This window comes from Rossellomorea sp. ABR4_004 (assembly GCF_056159585.1).
In genome coordinates, this window is record NZ_JBSWVM010000001.1 from 1,589,406 (window position 1) to 1,606,434 (window position 17,029).

The 17,029-nt window shown below is 42.7% G+C and carries 20 protein-coding genes; 10 read left to right on the forward strand and 10 right to left on the reverse strand.

Annotated features, from left to right (window positions below; genetic code table 11):
- Positions 1–119 precede the first annotated feature (119 nt).
- Both ACXAF2_RS08405 and ACXAF2_RS08410 read right to left on the reverse strand, forming a co-directional pair.
- Positions 120–1,700 carry a long-chain-fatty-acid--CoA ligase gene (locus ACXAF2_RS08405; protein WP_475138143.1) on the reverse strand — a complete coding sequence of 527 codons (1,581 nt, stop codon included), beginning with the start codon at positions 1,698–1,700 and terminating at the stop codon, positions 120–122.
- 183 nt (positions 1,701–1,883) lie between these two features.
- Entirely contained in the window at positions 1,884–3,335 is a 1,452-nt protein-coding gene (locus tag ACXAF2_RS08410; RefSeq protein WP_475138144.1) for a DEAD/DEAH box helicase, read from the reverse strand.
- A gap of 89 nt (positions 3,336–3,424) precedes the next feature.
- Between ACXAF2_RS08410 and ACXAF2_RS08415 the strand changes: the two genes are divergently transcribed.
- Positions 3,425–3,880, forward strand: coding sequence for a hypothetical protein (locus ACXAF2_RS08415; protein WP_475138145.1), 456 nt, complete (start codon positions 3,425–3,427; stop codon positions 3,878–3,880).
- A gap of 78 nt (positions 3,881–3,958) precedes the next feature.
- Positions 3,959–4,495 (forward strand): flavodoxin family protein, encoded by a 537-nt coding sequence (locus ACXAF2_RS08420; protein WP_475138146.1) that lies wholly within the window; start codon positions 3,959–3,961, stop codon positions 4,493–4,495.
- Between the two features lie 114 nt (positions 4,496–4,609).
- On the opposite strand, the gene ACXAF2_RS08425 is transcribed toward ACXAF2_RS08420, so the two are convergent.
- Positions 4,610–5,038, reverse strand: a complete 429-nt coding sequence (locus ACXAF2_RS08425) for a MarR family winged helix-turn-helix transcriptional regulator (RefSeq protein ID WP_475138147.1) — start codon at positions 5,036–5,038, stop codon at positions 4,610–4,612.
- A 177-nt stretch (positions 5,039–5,215) separates the two neighbouring features.
- Here ACXAF2_RS08425 and ACXAF2_RS08430 point away from each other — a divergent pair, with 177 nt between their 5' ends.
- The 3 genes from ACXAF2_RS08430 (at position 5,216) to ACXAF2_RS08440 (ending at position 7,627) form a co-directional block, all read left to right on the forward strand.
- Positions 5,216–5,638 (forward strand): organic hydroperoxide resistance protein, encoded by a 423-nt coding sequence (locus ACXAF2_RS08430; protein WP_475138148.1) that lies wholly within the window; start codon positions 5,216–5,218, stop codon positions 5,636–5,638.
- 133 nt (positions 5,639–5,771) lie between these two features.
- The gene (locus ACXAF2_RS08435) at positions 5,772–6,182 is read left to right on the forward strand and encodes a VOC family protein (protein WP_475139158.1); all 411 of its coding nucleotides are present in this window, start codon (positions 5,772–5,774) and stop codon (positions 6,180–6,182) included.
- Positions 6,183–6,436: 254 nt separating this feature from the next.
- A complete protein-coding gene (locus ACXAF2_RS08440) occupies positions 6,437–7,627 on the forward strand; it encodes an NAD(P)/FAD-dependent oxidoreductase (RefSeq protein WP_475138149.1) in 1,191 nt (396 codons plus the stop codon).
- A 17-nt stretch (positions 7,628–7,644) separates the two neighbouring features.
- Here ACXAF2_RS08440 and ACXAF2_RS08445 read toward each other — a convergent pair whose 3' ends face one another.
- From ACXAF2_RS08445 to ACXAF2_RS08465, 5 genes are read right to left on the reverse strand one after another with little or no spacing between them, the layout of a single operon-like run.
- The gene (locus tag ACXAF2_RS08445) at positions 7,645–8,280 is read right to left on the reverse strand and encodes a Crp/Fnr family transcriptional regulator (protein WP_475138150.1); all 636 of its coding nucleotides are present in this window, start codon (positions 8,278–8,280) and stop codon (positions 7,645–7,647) included.
- The gene (gene msrB, locus ACXAF2_RS08450) at positions 8,277–9,419 is read right to left on the reverse strand and encodes a peptide-methionine (R)-S-oxide reductase MsrB (protein WP_475138151.1); all 1,143 of its coding nucleotides are present in this window, start codon (positions 9,417–9,419) and stop codon (positions 8,277–8,279) included. Before msrB ends, ACXAF2_RS08445 begins: the two co-directional genes overlap by 4 nt.
- Positions 9,419–10,468 carry a sensor histidine kinase gene (locus ACXAF2_RS08455; RefSeq protein ID WP_475138152.1) on the reverse strand — a complete coding sequence of 350 codons (1,050 nt, stop codon included), beginning with the start codon at positions 10,466–10,468 and terminating at the stop codon, positions 9,419–9,421. Before ACXAF2_RS08455 ends, msrB begins: the two co-directional genes overlap by 1 nt.
- Entirely contained in the window at positions 10,458–11,165 is a 708-nt protein-coding gene (locus tag ACXAF2_RS08460; protein WP_475138153.1) for a response regulator transcription factor, read from the reverse strand. The genes ACXAF2_RS08455 and ACXAF2_RS08460 overlap by 11 nt, the downstream gene beginning before the upstream one ends.
- A gap of 13 nt (positions 11,166–11,178) precedes the next feature.
- Positions 11,179–11,694: a DM13 domain-containing protein gene (locus ACXAF2_RS08465; protein ID WP_475138154.1), complete on the reverse strand. Its 516-nt coding sequence runs from the start codon at positions 11,692–11,694 to the stop codon at positions 11,179–11,181.
- A gap of 162 nt (positions 11,695–11,856) precedes the next feature.
- Here ACXAF2_RS08465 and ACXAF2_RS08470 point away from each other — a divergent pair, with 162 nt between their 5' ends.
- From ACXAF2_RS08470 to ACXAF2_RS08480, 3 genes are all read left to right on the forward strand, one after another.
- Positions 11,857–12,939, forward strand: coding sequence for an MBL fold metallo-hydrolase (locus tag ACXAF2_RS08470; RefSeq protein ID WP_475138155.1), 1,083 nt, complete (start codon positions 11,857–11,859; stop codon positions 12,937–12,939).
- Positions 12,940–12,997: 58 nt separating this feature from the next.
- Positions 12,998–13,540 (forward strand): DUF6944 family repetitive protein, encoded by a 543-nt coding sequence (locus ACXAF2_RS08475; protein WP_475138156.1) that lies wholly within the window; start codon positions 12,998–13,000, stop codon positions 13,538–13,540.
- A gap of 157 nt (positions 13,541–13,697) precedes the next feature.
- Positions 13,698–13,958 carry a spore coat protein gene (locus tag ACXAF2_RS08480; protein ID WP_475138157.1) on the forward strand — a complete coding sequence of 87 codons (261 nt, stop codon included), beginning with the start codon at positions 13,698–13,700 and terminating at the stop codon, positions 13,956–13,958.
- A gap of 122 nt (positions 13,959–14,080) precedes the next feature.
- On the opposite strand, the gene ACXAF2_RS08485 is transcribed toward ACXAF2_RS08480, so the two are convergent.
- Positions 14,081–14,929 (reverse strand): VOC family protein, encoded by an 849-nt coding sequence (locus ACXAF2_RS08485; RefSeq protein ID WP_475138158.1) that lies wholly within the window; start codon positions 14,927–14,929, stop codon positions 14,081–14,083.
- Positions 14,930–15,089: 160 nt separating this feature from the next.
- Here ACXAF2_RS08485 and ACXAF2_RS08490 point away from each other — a divergent pair, with 160 nt between their 5' ends.
- The gene (locus tag ACXAF2_RS08490; protein WP_148970114.1) at positions 15,090–15,404 is read left to right on the forward strand and encodes a winged helix-turn-helix transcriptional regulator; all 315 of its coding nucleotides are present in this window, start codon (positions 15,090–15,092) and stop codon (positions 15,402–15,404) included.
- Positions 15,405–15,411: 7 nt separating this feature from the next.
- Here ACXAF2_RS08490 and ACXAF2_RS08495 read toward each other — a convergent pair whose 3' ends face one another.
- Positions 15,412–15,702, reverse strand: coding sequence for a hypothetical protein (locus ACXAF2_RS08495; protein WP_475138159.1), 291 nt, complete (start codon positions 15,700–15,702; stop codon positions 15,412–15,414).
- Between the two features lie 68 nt (positions 15,703–15,770).
- Between ACXAF2_RS08495 and ACXAF2_RS08500 the strand changes: the two genes are divergently transcribed.
- Positions 15,771–16,973 (forward strand): MFS transporter, encoded by a 1,203-nt coding sequence (locus ACXAF2_RS08500; protein WP_475138160.1) that lies wholly within the window; start codon positions 15,771–15,773, stop codon positions 16,971–16,973.
- Positions 16,974–17,029: the final 56 nt, after the last annotated feature.

Below are 17,029 nucleotides of genomic sequence, written 5' to 3' on the forward strand. Positions count from 1 at the left end.
AACTTCCTTTTTATAAAATATGCTGAAGAAGCCTAAACAGGCACGACGGGCATCCTGTAATTAAGAAATAAGGGCATTTGTCCTGACGAAAAAGACATGCATCCGCACGCCTCCATCCATTAATGAACCATCCGGTCCTGATCCTTCCAGAATTCTTTTCGGATCACAACCTTTTGGATTTTTCCTGAAGCGGTCTTGGGTAATTCTTTTGCAAAGGTAATACTCTTCGGTGCTTTGAAGTGGGCAAGCTTTTCTCTGCTGAATTCGATAAGCTCTTTTTCCGTTAAGCTGTGACCCTCCCTGATAACAACCACCGCATGGGGCACTTCACCCCAACGCTCATGGGGGATGGCTACGACCGCTGCTTCTAGTACACTGTCATGTTCATAGAGAGCCCCCTCTACTTCAATAGAAGAGATGTTTTCTCCCCCGCTGATGATCACGTCTTTCATCCTATCGACAATTTCTATGAAGCCATCATGGTCAACGGTCGCCATGTCACCTGTATGGAGCCATCCACCTCGAATGGCTTGATTGGTGGCTTCAGGATTTTTATAATATCCTTCCATCACCGTATTCGTTCTGGTAACGATTTCTCCGATTGCTTTCCCGTTACGGGGCACTTCGTCTCCGACCTCATCCACTACTTTCACCTTGCTGCCAATCATACTGTATCCGGCTTTCGCCTTTAACCGGTACTTTTCTTCCTTTGGTCTGTCCTGTTCTGAAGATCTCAGGATGGACGTAGTGATAAGTGGAGAGATTTCTGTCATTCCGTACACCTGGATGAACTCCCATTTCAGATCCTCTTCCACCTTTCGGACAAAGGCTGGAGGAGGAGCCGAGCCCGCAATGACAACCCTTACATTTTGTGATATAGTCCGCTCCCTGTCCGGATAATTTTCCAAAAGCATATTCAGAACCGTCGGCGCCATATGCATAACCGTTACGCCATGTTTCTCGACCTTATCTAAAATCATCTCAGGGTCTACTTTTCTGATCATCACCTGGGTAGCACCGTTGGCCGTATAGTAAAAAGGAGATCCCCATCCGTTCACATGGAACATAGGCAGCACGTGAAGCAAGGTGTCCTTATCGGAAACCCGCAAATGATGCATGGAAGATAAGGCATGCAGATAATTTGAACGGTGTGTGAGGAGCACTCCCTTCGGATCCCCTGTCGTTCCACTTGTATATAATAATGAAGCGATATCGGTTTCTTCCAGGTCTACTCGATTGAAAGCTTCGTCGCTGAATGAGCCGCGCCACTCGTCATAGCCGGGATATCCATCTCTGGACTCACCATGGATCACAATATGATTCAAATTCGGCACGTTAGACAAAATCGGCTGCACCAGGGGATAAAGTTCCTCATCCACAAATAATGCTTTGCTCTCGCTATGAGTGAGGATAAATTGATAATCCGCCGGTTTTAAGCGCGTATTAAGCGGCGTCATGATCCCTCCTACACCATAGACTCCATAGAAACCCTCCAGCATCTCGGTTGTATTGGGAGCCAGGTACGCAACCTTGTCCCCTTTTTCAATCCCCAATTCCATCAGTCCTCTAGACAGTTGATTCACACGGGCATTCAGCTGCTTATATGTCAAACGCTTCACATCGTCAATAATCGCAACTTTTTCTCCATATTGCTCGACTGCCCGATCTAAAAAATCCGTCAACACTAAAGGTACATGCATATGTACAACCCATCCCTTCTGTTCGTTAATGACTGTTTATATCAATATTTTAGCAGATTCAGCAGTAAAATGGGAATATTCTGAATTTATATAGGTGTACTGTTTTTATAGTGGACCAGTATTTGCTGAATGATTTTCAATAAAAAAAGCATGATGACCAATGTGTCATCATGCTTTTTTAAGTTAGCGTCCTCTTCTATTTAAAGAGGATTTGCCTGGGCTGTCTCTTTTTCCGCTGGAGTTGTTTCTTCCAGGTTTGCCAGAATCGTTTGGTCTGGATTGTCTGCCTCTTGAGGAACTGGCTGAGTCTCCTACACGTCGGGATGATGATTCTTCCCTTCTCGATCGACGACTGCGTGAAGAATCTCCACCTTCACTGTTACGAGACAGCCCTCGACGCGGGGACCTTGCTTTTCGCTCTTTATTCGCTTGGATATTCTTTTCGCGTCTATCCTTCGCACTTTCATTGGATCCCTTATGCACATTGGCGGTTTCCTTAGAAGGAGCGACCTCCACGACACGACGAGGCAAGGAACGGCCTATGCCTTTTTCAATCATCTCAAGATCCTGTTTATCCTTTAGTGCAACAAAGGTGATGGCAAGCCCGTCCTTTCCGGCACGGCCCGTACGTCCGATTCTGTGAATATAGCTTTCCACATCTTGAGGGATATCATAGTTGAACACATGAGTGACTCCTTCAACGTCAAGGCCACGAGCCGCCACGTCGGTCGCAATAAGAAGCTGAAGTTTCGCGTCTCTGAACTTCTTCATCACTCCCTCTCGTTTCGCTTGAGATAAGTCACCGTGCAGTTCGTCCACCAGGAATCCTTTCGCTTTCAGATCTCCCAGCAGCTTGCTGACCCTTCTTTTCGTTCGGCAGAAAATGATGCCTAAAAACGGCTGAACGTCATGAATCGTTTGACTGAGGGCATCTAATTTCTGACGATCCGTCGTTTCCACGATTTCCTGCTGGATTTCCTGTACAATCTTTTCTTTTTCGCGAATCTGTACATTATGCGGATTGTTCATATAGCGCTTGCCGATCTTTCGGATATCCTTTGACATCGTCGCAGAGAATAGCGCGGTTTGACGGGTAAACGGCGTCTCACGAATGATCGACTCGACTTCATCAAAAAAACCGATATGAAGCATTTGGTCCGCTTCATCCAGGACAAGGAACGATACGTTTGAAAAGTCCACAGTCTCCCGGCGAACGTGATCAAGTAAACGACCAGGTGTTCCAATTACGATATGAATCGCTTTATTCTTCAGTCGCTTTATCTGCTTCTCAACATCTTGGCCGCCGTACACAGCTAATACATTTATGTCATCTTCCGTAGAAGAAAGAATCTGATTCAACTCAGCCGTTACTTGAATCGCGAGCTCCCTCGTCGGAGTCACAATAAGAGATTGGATCTCATCTCTTGCTGGATCAATTTTGGCAAGCATAGGCAGGAGAAAAGCCATCGTTTTTCCCGTTCCTGTCTGTGCCTGTCCGATCACATCTTCACCATTTAATAACACAGGGATGGTTTCGCTCTGGATCGGTGTTGGTTCTGAAATCGATTGTTCTTTTAACGCATTGACGTACTTAGGTTCAATTCCTAAGGAAGTAAAATCATTCAATGGGGTCACCTCTTTGTTCCCATTATACCTTTAACTCTCTTTAGAAAATAGGGCACTATGTTATAATGGGAAAATCGTAAAATGAAATGAGGAATATGATGTTACCATTTGAAGATAAATTAACCATTATAGAAGAGTTTCCTGAGCTTACACGGAAGGACGTTTCACTGAATCGGGTGAATTTCCACTTTGAAGAAAGTCTCTATGAAAAGACGACAGTGGTGTACCACCTTCATCCGAATGGAAACGGTTTTGTTTATACGGGCAGTCTTCCCGATTTTGAAGCCAATAAAAAAGGACTCGTGAATATTCGTGATTTCTCGGGTGACGAACTGCGTAAAATCATCAGGGCTTCCATTGATCATTTGGCAACGGAAGAAGAAATCGTGCCTCCAGTGGAACAGATGTGGAAAGATGCAGAAGGGCATTCTCTCAAGTTGATAGAAGAAGATGACCGCTGGAATATTTATGCCGGTGATAACCTGGAAGACAGCTTTGGCGGGTACGATGAAGCTGCGCTGTATTTACGTGAGGAAGGGTTTCGCAGACGCTGATAAGAGGTCAATTTTCATATGGAATACTAGAAAAAATGGCCAAACTGTAAATTTGAATTCACTGAGGAGTGTTGATAAATGAAAGTATTAGCCCTTTTAGGAAGCACGCGAAAAAACGGCAACTCAGAATACCTCGCTAAAAAAATCATAGAAGGAACCGATCACACTGTCGTATCACTTGCGGACCTGCATATTGAACCAATCGAAGACTTAAGACATTCAGAAGGCGGATTCTCTCCTGTTGATGATGATTACGAAAAGCTTGTCCAATTAATAGAAGAGCATGACGTATTACTATTTGCTACACCTCTTTATTGGTACGGAATGAGTGGTCCCATGAAAAACTTCTTCGACCGCTGGAGTCAGTACCTGCGCGATGAGCGCTTTAACTTAAAAGAAGAGCTTACGAAGAAAAAAGCATATGTAGTGATAACCGGTGGAAGCTCTGCAAAGATTAAAGGCCTGCCCCTGGTACAGCAGTTCAATTACATTTTTGAATTCGTCAATATGGAATTTGCAGACTATATGATTGGTGCAGGAGTGAAGCCTGGAGAGATTGTGAATGACATAGCAGCACTTGAAAAGGCTGAGCGTTGGAATGCGTTATTTAAATGAGATGATCCCTTTTAAGGGGTCATCTTTTTTTGTTAATTCTACATTGATAAGGAAACTTCCCATGATTCTCCAATTTCCACAAAAAAAGATGACCAAAGTCATCCCTTCTCTCTACTATCCCTGCAGTCTTCCCAGTATCGTCGTCAATGTCTGATCCAATCTCTCCAACTCTTCCCCATCCATCTCTAATCCCTCGAGCAACCGAGTCGGAACACAAGCAGCTTTTTCTTTCATCGCTTCTCCTTTTTTTGTAAGAGAAATCACAACGCTCCGCTCATCTTCAACAGACCGGTGACGCTCGACGAGTCCGTTCGATTCCATTCTTTTCAGCATCGGAGTTAACGTGCCCGAGTCCAAGAACAATTTCCGACCCAATTCTTTTACAGATACCGTTCCATCTTCCCACAGCACTAACAATGCAAGGTATTGCGGATAAGTCACGCCGATTTCTTCAAGCAGTCCTCGATATAACTTGGTAATCTCCCGCTCTGCTGTATAAATCTTAAAACATATTTGATTCTCTAATAATAATGGATTTTTCATACATGCGAATTCCTTTCTTGAACAAACTAACCTGAGATCATCATACAAAAAAAGATATCAATTATCAAATTCAATTTTACACAACTTAATAGTTGACAACCAAAAACAAACCCGTTAATATTAATTTTGTAATATTAAATTGTGCACGATCAAAAAACCAAATGAGGAGTGAATGAAATGGAAGCATTATACACAGCAAAAGCAACAGCAACAGGTGGACGCGCAGGAAAAGTAACAAGCAGTGACGGAGTTCTGGATGTCGGATTGGCAATGCCTAAATCACTTGGAGGTTCTGGAGCTGAAGGAGCAACCAATCCTGAACAATTGTTCGCAGCTGGATATGCGGCTTGTTTCGATAGCGCTCTTAACCTAGTGGCACGTCAAGAAAAGAAAAAGATTGAATCGAAAGTGTCAGCTGAAGTTTCCCTTGGAAAAGATACAGATGGCGGATTCAAACTCGGCGTTGTGTTAGCAGTAGCAGTAAGTGGTGTTGAATTAGATGAAGCGAAGCAATTAGTTGAAAAAGCACACGGAGTTTGCCCATATTCTAAAGCAACGAGTGGCAATATCGATGTTGAATTAAATACAGAATTGTTATAAATAGTACGTGGATAGGCAGTTAACTGCCTATCCTTTTTTTATATAAACACGAACATTTGTTCTTGTTTTTACATAACGGTTTGGACTATAATAAAGATGTAATATAATTCATACGAACTGGAGTGGTGAAATGATGAAACATCAGGCTGCACCTTATTTTAGTTTTAGTGGCGAAGCGAAAGAGGCATTAGACTATTACAAAGAGGTGTTTGAAGGAGAAGTATTGGCGGTTCAAACTTTTGGCGAGGCCGATTACCCAAGTCCACCGGAAATCGCTGATCAAATCATGCATGCTCACTTTAAAAAAGGAGAGCTTTCCTTTATGATGTCAGATAGCTTTCCGGGTCACCAGCCAACGGTAGGGAACAATATCTCCCTTGTCCTTGAGCTTGAAAGTGAAGAGGACATCGATACTTATTATCACCGTTTAACTGAAAAAGGAACCGTGGTTATGGAACTTCAAGACACGTTCTGGGGCGCTAAATATGCAAAGGTGAAAGATCCTTATGGAATCATTTGGGACTTGAATTACACGAAAAAATAACTCATCGGCTACTGCATCTTCAACATACATAATCTATGCAGTAGCCGTTTTTCCACGTTTAAACTAATACATTTCGATTGAATTTCTTCCGACTGAAATATCTCAGTATCTTCATTTAAATAAATCCCACAATACTTATATGATGATTGAACCCACTAAGACCCTGCGTAAAAAATATATGTTTTATCCAAGACTGTAAAAGGGAATGGAATATGAACATCATTTAAATATCGATATTTATTGGGGGAACCAAAATGAATCTGCATAATGGCCGCTTATATTGGCCTACTACATTAAAAGATAAAAAAAGAAACTTTGATAAACATTATGATGTAGCCATTATAGGGGGAGGAATGTCCGGGGTACTATGTGCCTTTTCTCTAACCGAAGCGGGTTTGAACGTTGCAATCATTGAAAAACGGAGAATGGCTTCAGGAAGTTCGGCTGCTAACACTGGTTTACTGCAATTTTCCAACGATATCATGCTCCATGATCTGATTGATCAAATTGGAGAAGAAAAAGCTGTCCGCTTTTATAAGTTGTGTCTTGAAGCGATTGATAACCTTGAAAGAGTCGCTATGAATTTACCAGTGTCTCCAGAATTCATCCGGAGGAAGAGTATCTACTATGCGAGCTCTAACCGTCATCTATCAAAACTGAAAAAAGAATACAAAGTATTAAAGGAAAATGGCTTTCCAGTAGAATATTGGTCCAAGAAAGAAATCAAACAGCGCTTGCCTTTTTCAAAACCAGGAGCATTGATCACCCATGGAGATGCAGAAGTAAATCCATATCGATTTGTGAACGGAATGATTGACTATTTAAAGGCAGGTCAAAAGACAACAATCTTTGAAAACCTTGAAGCAGGGCGGGTAGAAGAGAATGCTGACGGTGTCAACATCCATACTTCTGAAGGTATTATTCAGGCATCTCACTTGGTTCATGCAACCGGCTACGAAACTACTCCGATCGATAAGAAAATAGGCACTGATATCAATCGATCTTATGCCATTGCCACTGAGCCCGTTGAAGGTTTATCCCAATGGCATGAACGTGCCCTTATCTGGGAGACGAAACGCCCCTATTTATATATGCGCACTACAGTGGATAATCGAATCATTGCAGGGGGCATGGATGAAGATCCTCCCGAGGCACCTCAGAATGAGAAACAAATTGTAAAAAGGGGAAAACAAATTGAGAAAGAGGTTCAAAAGCTATTTCCCGACCTGGACATCAAAATGGACTATGCATGGGGAGCAAGCTTCGGAGAATCGTTGGACAACCTCCCTTATATAGGAAAGCATCCTGAAAAAGAACGAACATATTACTTATTAGGCTACGGTGGAAACGGCACGGTATACAGTATGCTCGGATCTAACATCATCCGTGATCTCATCATAAACCGTCCAAACCCAGACGCAGACATCGTTAAATTAGACAGGTGAAAATAAGGGAAGGACCTTTAAAGGTCCTTCCCTCCCATCAAAAGATAGTGCTTATCTTGTTTTTGGATGTGTCCTTCTGTTATCAGTTCTTTCGTGAGGCTGGTCACCGTTTCTCTTGTAGAGCCAATGAAGCTTGCGATGTCCTGGTGGGTTAGGGGGACCGTTAATTTCATGAATCCCCCTTGTTTTTCTCCAAAGTTCTTCATGAGGTATGACATGAGGTAAAGGATTCGTTCTTTAACCGGTGCGTGCATGATGCGTTCGAGGAACATGTTTCGTTGTTTCATATGTTGATTGAAGGTGTAGAAGAGCTCTGCAAGAAAAGCAGGTTGGGACACGCTTAAGCTATCCAGTTGTTTAAGAGGGATGACTGTTAAGATCGTTTCATCGATAGCTTCTGCGTAAACTCCCTCGTCGTCTAAGCTGAAACGCGCTATATTACTGAAGAAATCTCCCTCCCCCAGCATGGTGAGGATGGTTTTCCGTCCATCCTCACTGTTCTTGTATAGCTTTATTTTCCCTGATTGAATCCTATACAGATTTTGACTAAGTGAAAAAGGTTGAAAGATCACTTCTTTTTTTGTGTAGTTTGCGAGCTTTCCCCGAAGATCACTGTTGGCTGATGCAGATCGTAAAGAGGTTGCTGCATTCAAGACGACTCCCCCTCCACTTTTTCAAAATGAGAAACGAACTCACCGTATCCTTGATTTTCCAACTCATCTTTCGGGACAAATCGAAGGGCTGCTGAATTCATGCAATATCTTAAACCTGTTGGCTCAGGACCATCATCGAACACATGGCCCAGATGGGAGTCTGCGTGTTTACTCCTTACCTCGGTCCGCACCATAAATAGTGTGCGATCTTCCACTTCCATAATGTTTTCTTTTACCAGGGGCTTCGTGAAGCTCGGCCATCCGGTTCCACTTTTATATTTATCTTTTGAACTGAAGAGAGGTTCCCCTGAAACGATATCCACATAGATCCCTTCTTCTTTGTTGTCCCAATATTCATTATCAAATGCTTTCTCGGTACCGTCTTCCCGGGTCACTTTGTATTGGATATCTGTAAGTCTTTCTTTCAATTCTTCTTCTGTGTAAGAAGGATAAAGGGGCTTTGTCTCAAGCTTGATGTTTCGGTCCTCTCCCCAAGCTTCATCAAGAAAGTCATCTCTTCCTGAGTTGTTTCGGTAAAACTTATAGCTTAATTCATTTTTCTTATAATAATCCTGATGGTACTCTTCTGCTTTGTAAAAGGTGGCAGCAGGTTGGATCTCTGTCACGATCTCTTCTTTAAAACGCCCTGTGTCTGCTAACTCCTGCTTTGATTGCTGTGCTATTTTCTCCTGTTCTTCACTATGAGTGAAGATACCACTCACGTATTGAGGCCCACGGTCGACGAATTGTCCACCATTATCAGTAGGATCGATTTGTCTCCAGAAAATCTTTAATAGTTGCTCATACGTGATCACTTTAGGATTATATTCAATTTGAACGGCTTCCACATGACCCGTCTGCTTCGTGGAAACTTCATCATAGGTCGGATTCTTTTCCTCGCCTCCTGTGTATCCTGAAATGACGGAATACACACCATCCAATTTTTCAAAAGGTGGCTCCATGCACCAGAAGCATCCTCCCGCAAAGGTCGCAACCGCATGTTCGTCATCCACCATAGCAGTCTTTACAGGTTCACTTCCCAAAGACTTCTGGGTCATGCTTGCATAAAGTTTAGGTCCGAAAAAAATCGCCAGACTCACTACCAGCATCAGACCGATTCCAATCATCACTTTTTTCATCATCTCTCCTCCTTACTCATTTCTAAAGGCAAGCGGAACCAAAAGGTGCTGCCCGACTCACCATCACTTTCGACTCCGATCTCTCCACCATGAAGTTCAACAATTTCTTTACTTATGGATAGCCCCAAACCAGATCCTCCTCCTGCTTTGTTACGGGACTTCTCTACCCGATAAAAACGCTGAAAAATCGATGCCTGTTCTTCAAGGGGAACACCCTTTCCTTCGTCTGTGACCGAAAAGTTCATCATCTCTCCATCCTTTACTGCTTTCATTTCAATTGACGTCTGATCAGGAGAAAAGGATAGGGCATTTTGTATGAAGTTCGTCATCACTCTTTTGATTTGAACAGGCATCAAAGGAACCAGAGGTAAATCTTCATCGTACTGTACAATCACTTCAACCTGCTTCTCTTGTAAAACCCTTTCGAACTGCTGAATGGTTTCGATCAGGAGTTTATCGATTGGTGTCGGATGCGGATTCCATGGCAGTTTCCTGTTTTCCAACTGTGAGAACTCCAGTACTTCTTCAATTAATAGACCCAGTTTTTCGGTTTCAGACAAAATGGTCTCGTAATATCTCTTCCGTGCTTCTGGATCTTCTATAATGTCATCGTTCAAAGCGGCAACAAAAGAATGGATCGATGATAACGGTGTTCTTAAATCATGTGAAACATTGGCGATCAGTTCACTTTTGAACTTCTCTGATTCCTTTAATTCGTCGAACATTGCTTCTATTCTAGTGGACATATGATTAAAGTTAGCAGCGAGCTCCCGAATTTCCTGAGGCCCTGCCTCTGTCACCTTCACATCAAAGTCACCCTTAGCCATCCGCTCTGCTTCATTGCTCATCTGCTTTACAGATTTTAACAAAGGCGATGTGATCATCAAATTGACGGCAAAGGATAGGATCCCCGCTCCAAGCGTAATAAGGGAAAGCAGGATGATGATATTGGTTGAGATAAACATCTGAACATACGAGATTGTGAGAAATACTAAGATTACGGAGAGCGAAATCGTGTTGGCCAAAATAAGGAGGGTTCTAATTTTCATAATGCTGCTGCCCCTCAAACTTATACCCTATTCCCCACACGGTTTTTATCCATTGAGGCTCAGAAGGATCGACCTCTATCTTTTCTCTTAACCTGCGAATATGAACATTGATCGTATTCGCATCACCTAGATATTCATACCCCCATAAGGTTTCGAGCAACTGGGATTTGGAGAACACCTGTGAAGGATGCTCTGCTAACAGGGTTAATAAATCGAATTCTTTCACGGTCATGTCAATTTCTCTCCCAGTAACGACCACTTTCCGTTTATCCCGATCAATGAGTAAGTCATTCCACTTAAGAATTTCCCTTTGAGCTTCCCGGTTTGGAGTGGAATAGGTCCTTCTTAATACGTTTTTAACACGAAGCAATAATTCCCGGGGACTGAATGGTTTGGTGACATAGTCATCCGCACCTATCGTCAACCCATAAATCCGATCCTTCTCCTGCCCCAATGCTGTCAGCATGATGATGGGTGTGTCGCTGTCTTCCCTTATCTTTTCAGCTGCCTGCCACCCATCCATTTCAGGCATCATAATATCCAGTATCACGATGTCCGGTTGGAACGTATTGTATCGTTCGATTGCCTCATATCCATTTGAGGCAGTACTCACTTCATACCCCTCCCTCATGAGATACCGTGAGCATACATCCACAATATTCTCTTCATCATCTACTAACAGCACTTTGTTTGCCATGGGTTACTCTCCTTTACATTGCCTTGCCTAACTCAGCACGGCCGAAATCCACATTAAATTGTTTACACCAAATCACAATTTCCATTCCTGATGATGCAGAATGACCTGCTGGAATCTCATAATTTTGATTGCCGATATTCCCCTTTAATTCCCCCAGTGAAATCCCTTCTTTTGTTTCCTGATCTTCTTCTACTAAGTAAACGTATAGATCCGGTCCATTGGTCACTTCAAAATTTTCCAATCGGATATTTTTTTCTGATATACTTACTTTTCCTTTTGCGACGTGATTTTCATCTGAGCCTTGAAAAATCCCGACTAATTCATCTACTTTCATTGTATCGTTTGTCATTTCGTCTGGCGAAGACGAATCGGTTTCTTTCATAGTATTCTCTTCTTCATTCATATTTGAGCCAGAAGACGATGAAACAGGGTCTTCATTCACCACCTTATCTAAAAATAACGGAGAAACCAGCCACCACCCCACTCCTAAAACTCCTACTACAACAATTCCAATCATCCATTTTTTCATTTGCTCATCCCCTCGTTATGATTAACGATAGTATAATAAACAAACCTTATGGATCCTTAACGAAAATCTTAAATAATTCTTAAATGTGATACTCTCTTCATTTTGGACAGTCGCAAGCTTATCTGAGATAGTAATAGATATCGAATGAAAAGGAGAAAATCCATGCTAATATCTATATGTTTGCTAGCCGCTTTGATCGTGATTGCCTTCCTGGTTATCCGGTTTTATCCTGCATTTGGTGAGAAGCCTTCCCTTCAACGTGTTCAGTCCTCTCCCCAGCATACAAAAGGCTCATTTAAAAATCCCATCCCAACTACTATGGATACCAGCTTTTCCACGTCTCTTACAATGATTCGGGATCTTATGAAAAGAAATGCCAACCGCAAACCTGATACCGATATTCCAGGAGTCGGATTTCCGTCCTATAAACATCCTCAATACGTTACGAATGTAACCTGGTTTGGGCACTCAGCATCGATGATTGAGATCGATGGAAAAAGACTACTTCTTGACCCCATGTTTGGTCGTGCGCCATCCCCGTTTCCTTGGATAGGCGGGAAGCGGTATAGCAAAGACCTTCCTTTTCAAATGGATGAACTCCCTTCTATTGATGCTGTGATCTTTTCACATGATCATTACGATCATCTGGATTATGGTACGATTCGAAGGCTTCGAGGCAAAGTAAATCAGTTCTTTGTTCCCATCGGAGTAGGGAGTCACCTTGAGAGATGGGGAATCCATTCTGATCACATTGTAGAGCTTGATTGGTGGGACGAGGTTGAATGGAATGGTCTTACTCTGGCGTGTACCCCGGCACGACATTTTTCCGGCAGAAGCTTACATGATCGTAATGCTACCTTATGGTGTTCATGGTGTATCATCGGAAACTCTTCCAGACTCTTTTTTAGCGGTGATAGTGGATACGGCCCTCATTTTAAAGAAATCGGCAGTGTATATGGACCATTCGATTTGTCCCTGATGGAATGTGGTCAATATGATCCCAGATGGGCACCGATACATATGTGTCCGGAAGAGACTGTACAAGCCCATCTTGATGTGAAAGGGAAGTGGCTACTGCCCATTCATTGGGGTGCTTTCACGTTATCTTTTCATGAATGGACAGATCCAATCATGAGAGTGACGAAAAGCGGCACAGAACAAGGGGTTCATGTTGTTACCCCTCGAATCGGAGAAACTTTTCCACTAGAAGGTGATTCCTACCCCTCTTCAATATGGTGGGAATGAACCAACCATCGTCTAGTTGTATACAATATCTAAGAACCTTAAAGTAGGCGATTATACTATGAGCAATGAACAAAAACTCACGTTCGGAGCATGGGTTGCGGCAATCGGGACGGTCCTTGCCGCTATTGGCAGTACCCCTATTAAAAGCATTCCAGAAGATACTTTACAGTCGTTCAATCTCGTAGGAAATGAACTACAGGCAACGGGAAATGCATTACAGGCAGATGCAATAGATGACTTCACCCTGACGAAAGCAGGAAATGAAATTCAAGCGATAGGTAACGTCACTGTTATAGCCGGCATACTGCTTAAGTTTAATGACACGACGAAGCGAGAGTTGAATATTAAGGGAAATCTTCTCCAGGCATTGGGTGGAGGGGCAGCTCTCGCCGATTCATTTAATGAAGAACATACGTTAGAAGAGCTTTATTCGATTTACGGCAATCTCCTCCAGATTATCGGTAACTCTCTACAGGCCATCTCAGACATCCTTGAGTTAAATGAAAGAGACAGCGGGAATATCAATGTAGTGGGGAGCTGGATCCAGGCAATCGGTTCGGTCATATCTGCTTTGGTGCAAACGAAGGAATCTTCCTCCTGAGTTTGTTATACATACTCCATATGTGAGAATGTATACAACCAGCTTAGCTGTGGATAACCATAGGTTTTTTTACAAAATCTCTCCAGATAGGTTAATGCCCAGTCCATTTCGAATCCGGGCGAATATTCATAACCTAGATAGAGAGGAGGTTTATGTTATGAATGACTTTCACACTGTAAATAATGAAAATTTTTTCAATTATCATGATGTACGACGCCCGATCGGACGAGTGGGATTTGGCAGGCCTGGGTTTGGTGGGTTTGGAAGAAGACCGTTTGGATTTGGATTCAACCCATTTTTAGGTGGCCTCGCCGGTGGACTGCTTGGAGCTGCACTATTGAGTCCATACTCATATGGATATGGATACGGATATCCTCCACCTTACTATGGTTATCCTCCTTACCCTTATTATTATTAATAAAATCATACAAAAAAGGAGCCAGCGCCACATTCAATGCGCTTAAGGCTCCTTTTTAAGATATTCCTTATATTTATCCATCAAGAGGGACAGACCTCATATTGAGGTCCGTCCCTCTTCTCTTACACGCTTAGATAAATCCGGTTGCCTGATGGGTCTTCGGCCAGGATTTTTCCGTTCTGTTCGCGGATGGTCGCTCCTATGGATTGAAGCTGTCGGATGATGGTGGTTCGTTTTTCTACGGTTGGGAAGTGAATAGTGAACCAGTTTAAACCGACACTGTTTTCAGCTGGTCCCGGAGCTCCTGCCCCATTCCAGGTGTTCAGTCCAATATGGTGATGATATCCACCCGTTGAAATAAAAAGTGCCTGACTTCCAAATCGGCTGACTACATCGAAACCAAGTCCCTTCCCGTAAAATTCCTCCGTTGATTTCAAATCAGAAACATGCAAATGGATATGACCCATGACCGTACCGGCAGGAAGTCCTTCCCACGGTTGTCCCATTGCCTCAGCCAATATCCCCCTTGCATCGATTGGATCAACGGCCATCTTTACCTGATCGCCATTCCATGTCCATTCCGATGAAGGACGGTCCCTGTAGATCTCGATCCCATTTCCATCCGGATCAGATAAATACAGAGCTTCACTGACCAGATGATCAGAAGAGCCCAGTTGAATATTAAGCTTTATTAGATGATCTATTATTTTCCCAAGCTCTGTTCTATTCGGCAACAACAGGGCAAAATGGTACAACCCTGTCGTTCTCGGCTCCTTAGGTGTAACATTTACCGGTTGTTCCAGAGATAGTAATGGGTGGATTCCATCTGCCGTCAGAGTCGCTCTATTTTCTGTTTGTTCCATCACTTTAAATCCGACTACCTCTTGGTAAAAGGAAAGAGATCGCTCTAAATTCTCAACTTTAATATTTACTTCCCCAACGAATGTATGTGGTTCTTTATGAAAGTTCATCTTTATCTCCCCTTTTGTTTGCTTTCAATTTATTTTATTATTAAATTAAGTTACTTTATGTAACTTATATTATTTTAATAACTTAATTTCGTCAAGTAATTAAATTACTAATATGGTGATCATGTGGTATACTAGTAACAAAGAAGGAGGCATTGACAGAATGAATCAGTCAGAAATTTGTCCAAGGTTCGAGAAAGCCATCAGCATCTTAAGTCAACGATGGACAGCACTCATCATTTATCAATTGCTTTCCGGACCACAACGAAACTGTACCATCAAAGACGCAATAGGCATCAGCGGCAGGCTTCTTTCCGAGCGACTGAAGGACCTTGAAGAAGAAGGCATCGTACAGAGGGACGTCTATCCGGAAACACCCGTGCGTATTGAATATTCACTAACTAAAAAAGGGTATTCTTTAGAGCCCTTAATGAAAGATATAGAAAAGTGGTCCCAGGAGTGGATTGAGAAGGAATGAAAACTCGTCAGATTGTTGACGGGTTTTTTTGTTTGTGTTTTCGGGTCGGACTTTCATCGGATGATAGGATGTATTGTGTTCCTTTTTTGGTGCCTGTTGTGGGGAGCTTTAGGGATTGGAGGAGTCTTTTTGCAACATGAGAGGAATTGATTTTTAAAAATTTTCTTAGTTCCGCATTACTTATGGTAAGTCCTATCAAAAGTTCATAGTCCTTAATGGCTTGGATATGAGCATTATTATTATCAGCGAACTGCCTTTTCTTCCAGATAACTACATCAATCCCAACCAAAAAAATCATTCCCATTCCCCTCCTGCCATAGTATATTTAGAGAAGCGAAATAAATCGACTGCGAGGGACGGACCTATATGTGGAAAAATAAAAATGTATGGATATTGTTGATAGGTGAATTTATAGCAGGTCTCGGATTATGGTTGGGGATCATCGGTAATCTGGAGTTCATGCAGGAAAAGGTGCCTTCCGATTTTCTGAAATCGGTGATTCTCGCTTCCGGACTGCTTGCGGGACTTGCTGTTGGACCTTTAGCCGGCAGAATAACAGATCAGGCAAATAAAAAGACAGTGATGCTCATCTCAGGCTTCACCAGGGCATTAAGTGTTATTTTCATGTTGATTGCGATTGATACCGGCTCGGTGCTATGGATGGTCGTTTTCTTAGTGAGCATTCAAATCTCTGCTGCCTTCTATTTTCCTGCTCTGCAAGCTGCCATTCCGATGGTGGTGAAAGAGAAGGATTTACTGCAAATGAATGGGGTCCACATGAATGTTGCCACGCTCTCAAGGATCCTTGGAACTGCGTTAGCAGGCGTCCTATTAGTGATCATATCTTTAACGATGGTATACGTTCTCTCATTAGTGGCGTATCTGGCACTATTTGTGATGACCTGGTTCTTATCAATTGAAGAAACGGCGACCTCCTCTCACCAAGGTCAAAAACCAAAAGGGGCAAGCTTCAATGAAGTATTTCCTGTCATAAAAGGGCTTCCGATCGTATTTATGACTCTTGTGATGACGCTGATCCCACTACTATTTATCGGCGGGTTCAACTTAATGGTCATCAACATCAGCGAGCTTCAGGAGAGCTCATCGATTAAAGGTTGGATCTATACCGCCGAAGGGATTGCCTTTATGACAGGTGCTTTTGCCGTCAAGAAACTGGGTGAAAAAATGTCACCCTATAAAATATTATTCTTTTTTAGCTTCATCATTGGGATTGCGCAAATGATTCTTTATTTTGCAACCAGTCCGTTCTTGTCGGTGCTTGCGTTTACAGTGTTTGGATTTGCAGTGGGATGTTTCTTCCCAACTGCTGCCACGATTTTTCAGACTCGAATACCGAAAGAATTTCACGGCCGTTTCTTCTCGTTCCGTAATATGCTCGACAGACTGATTTTCCAGATTGTGCTCCTTCTCACAGGATTGCTGCTGGATCTCGTCGGGCTCCAAATCATGACGGTATTATTCGGATGTCTGTCCCTTATGATGACAGGACTGTTCTATTCAAAATACCGACAGCTCAAAACGACCACATTATCTGAACAGGCAAGTTGATCAGCTCACTTTTGTGAGCTTTTTTTGTATATGAATGAGAATTATTATCAATACTA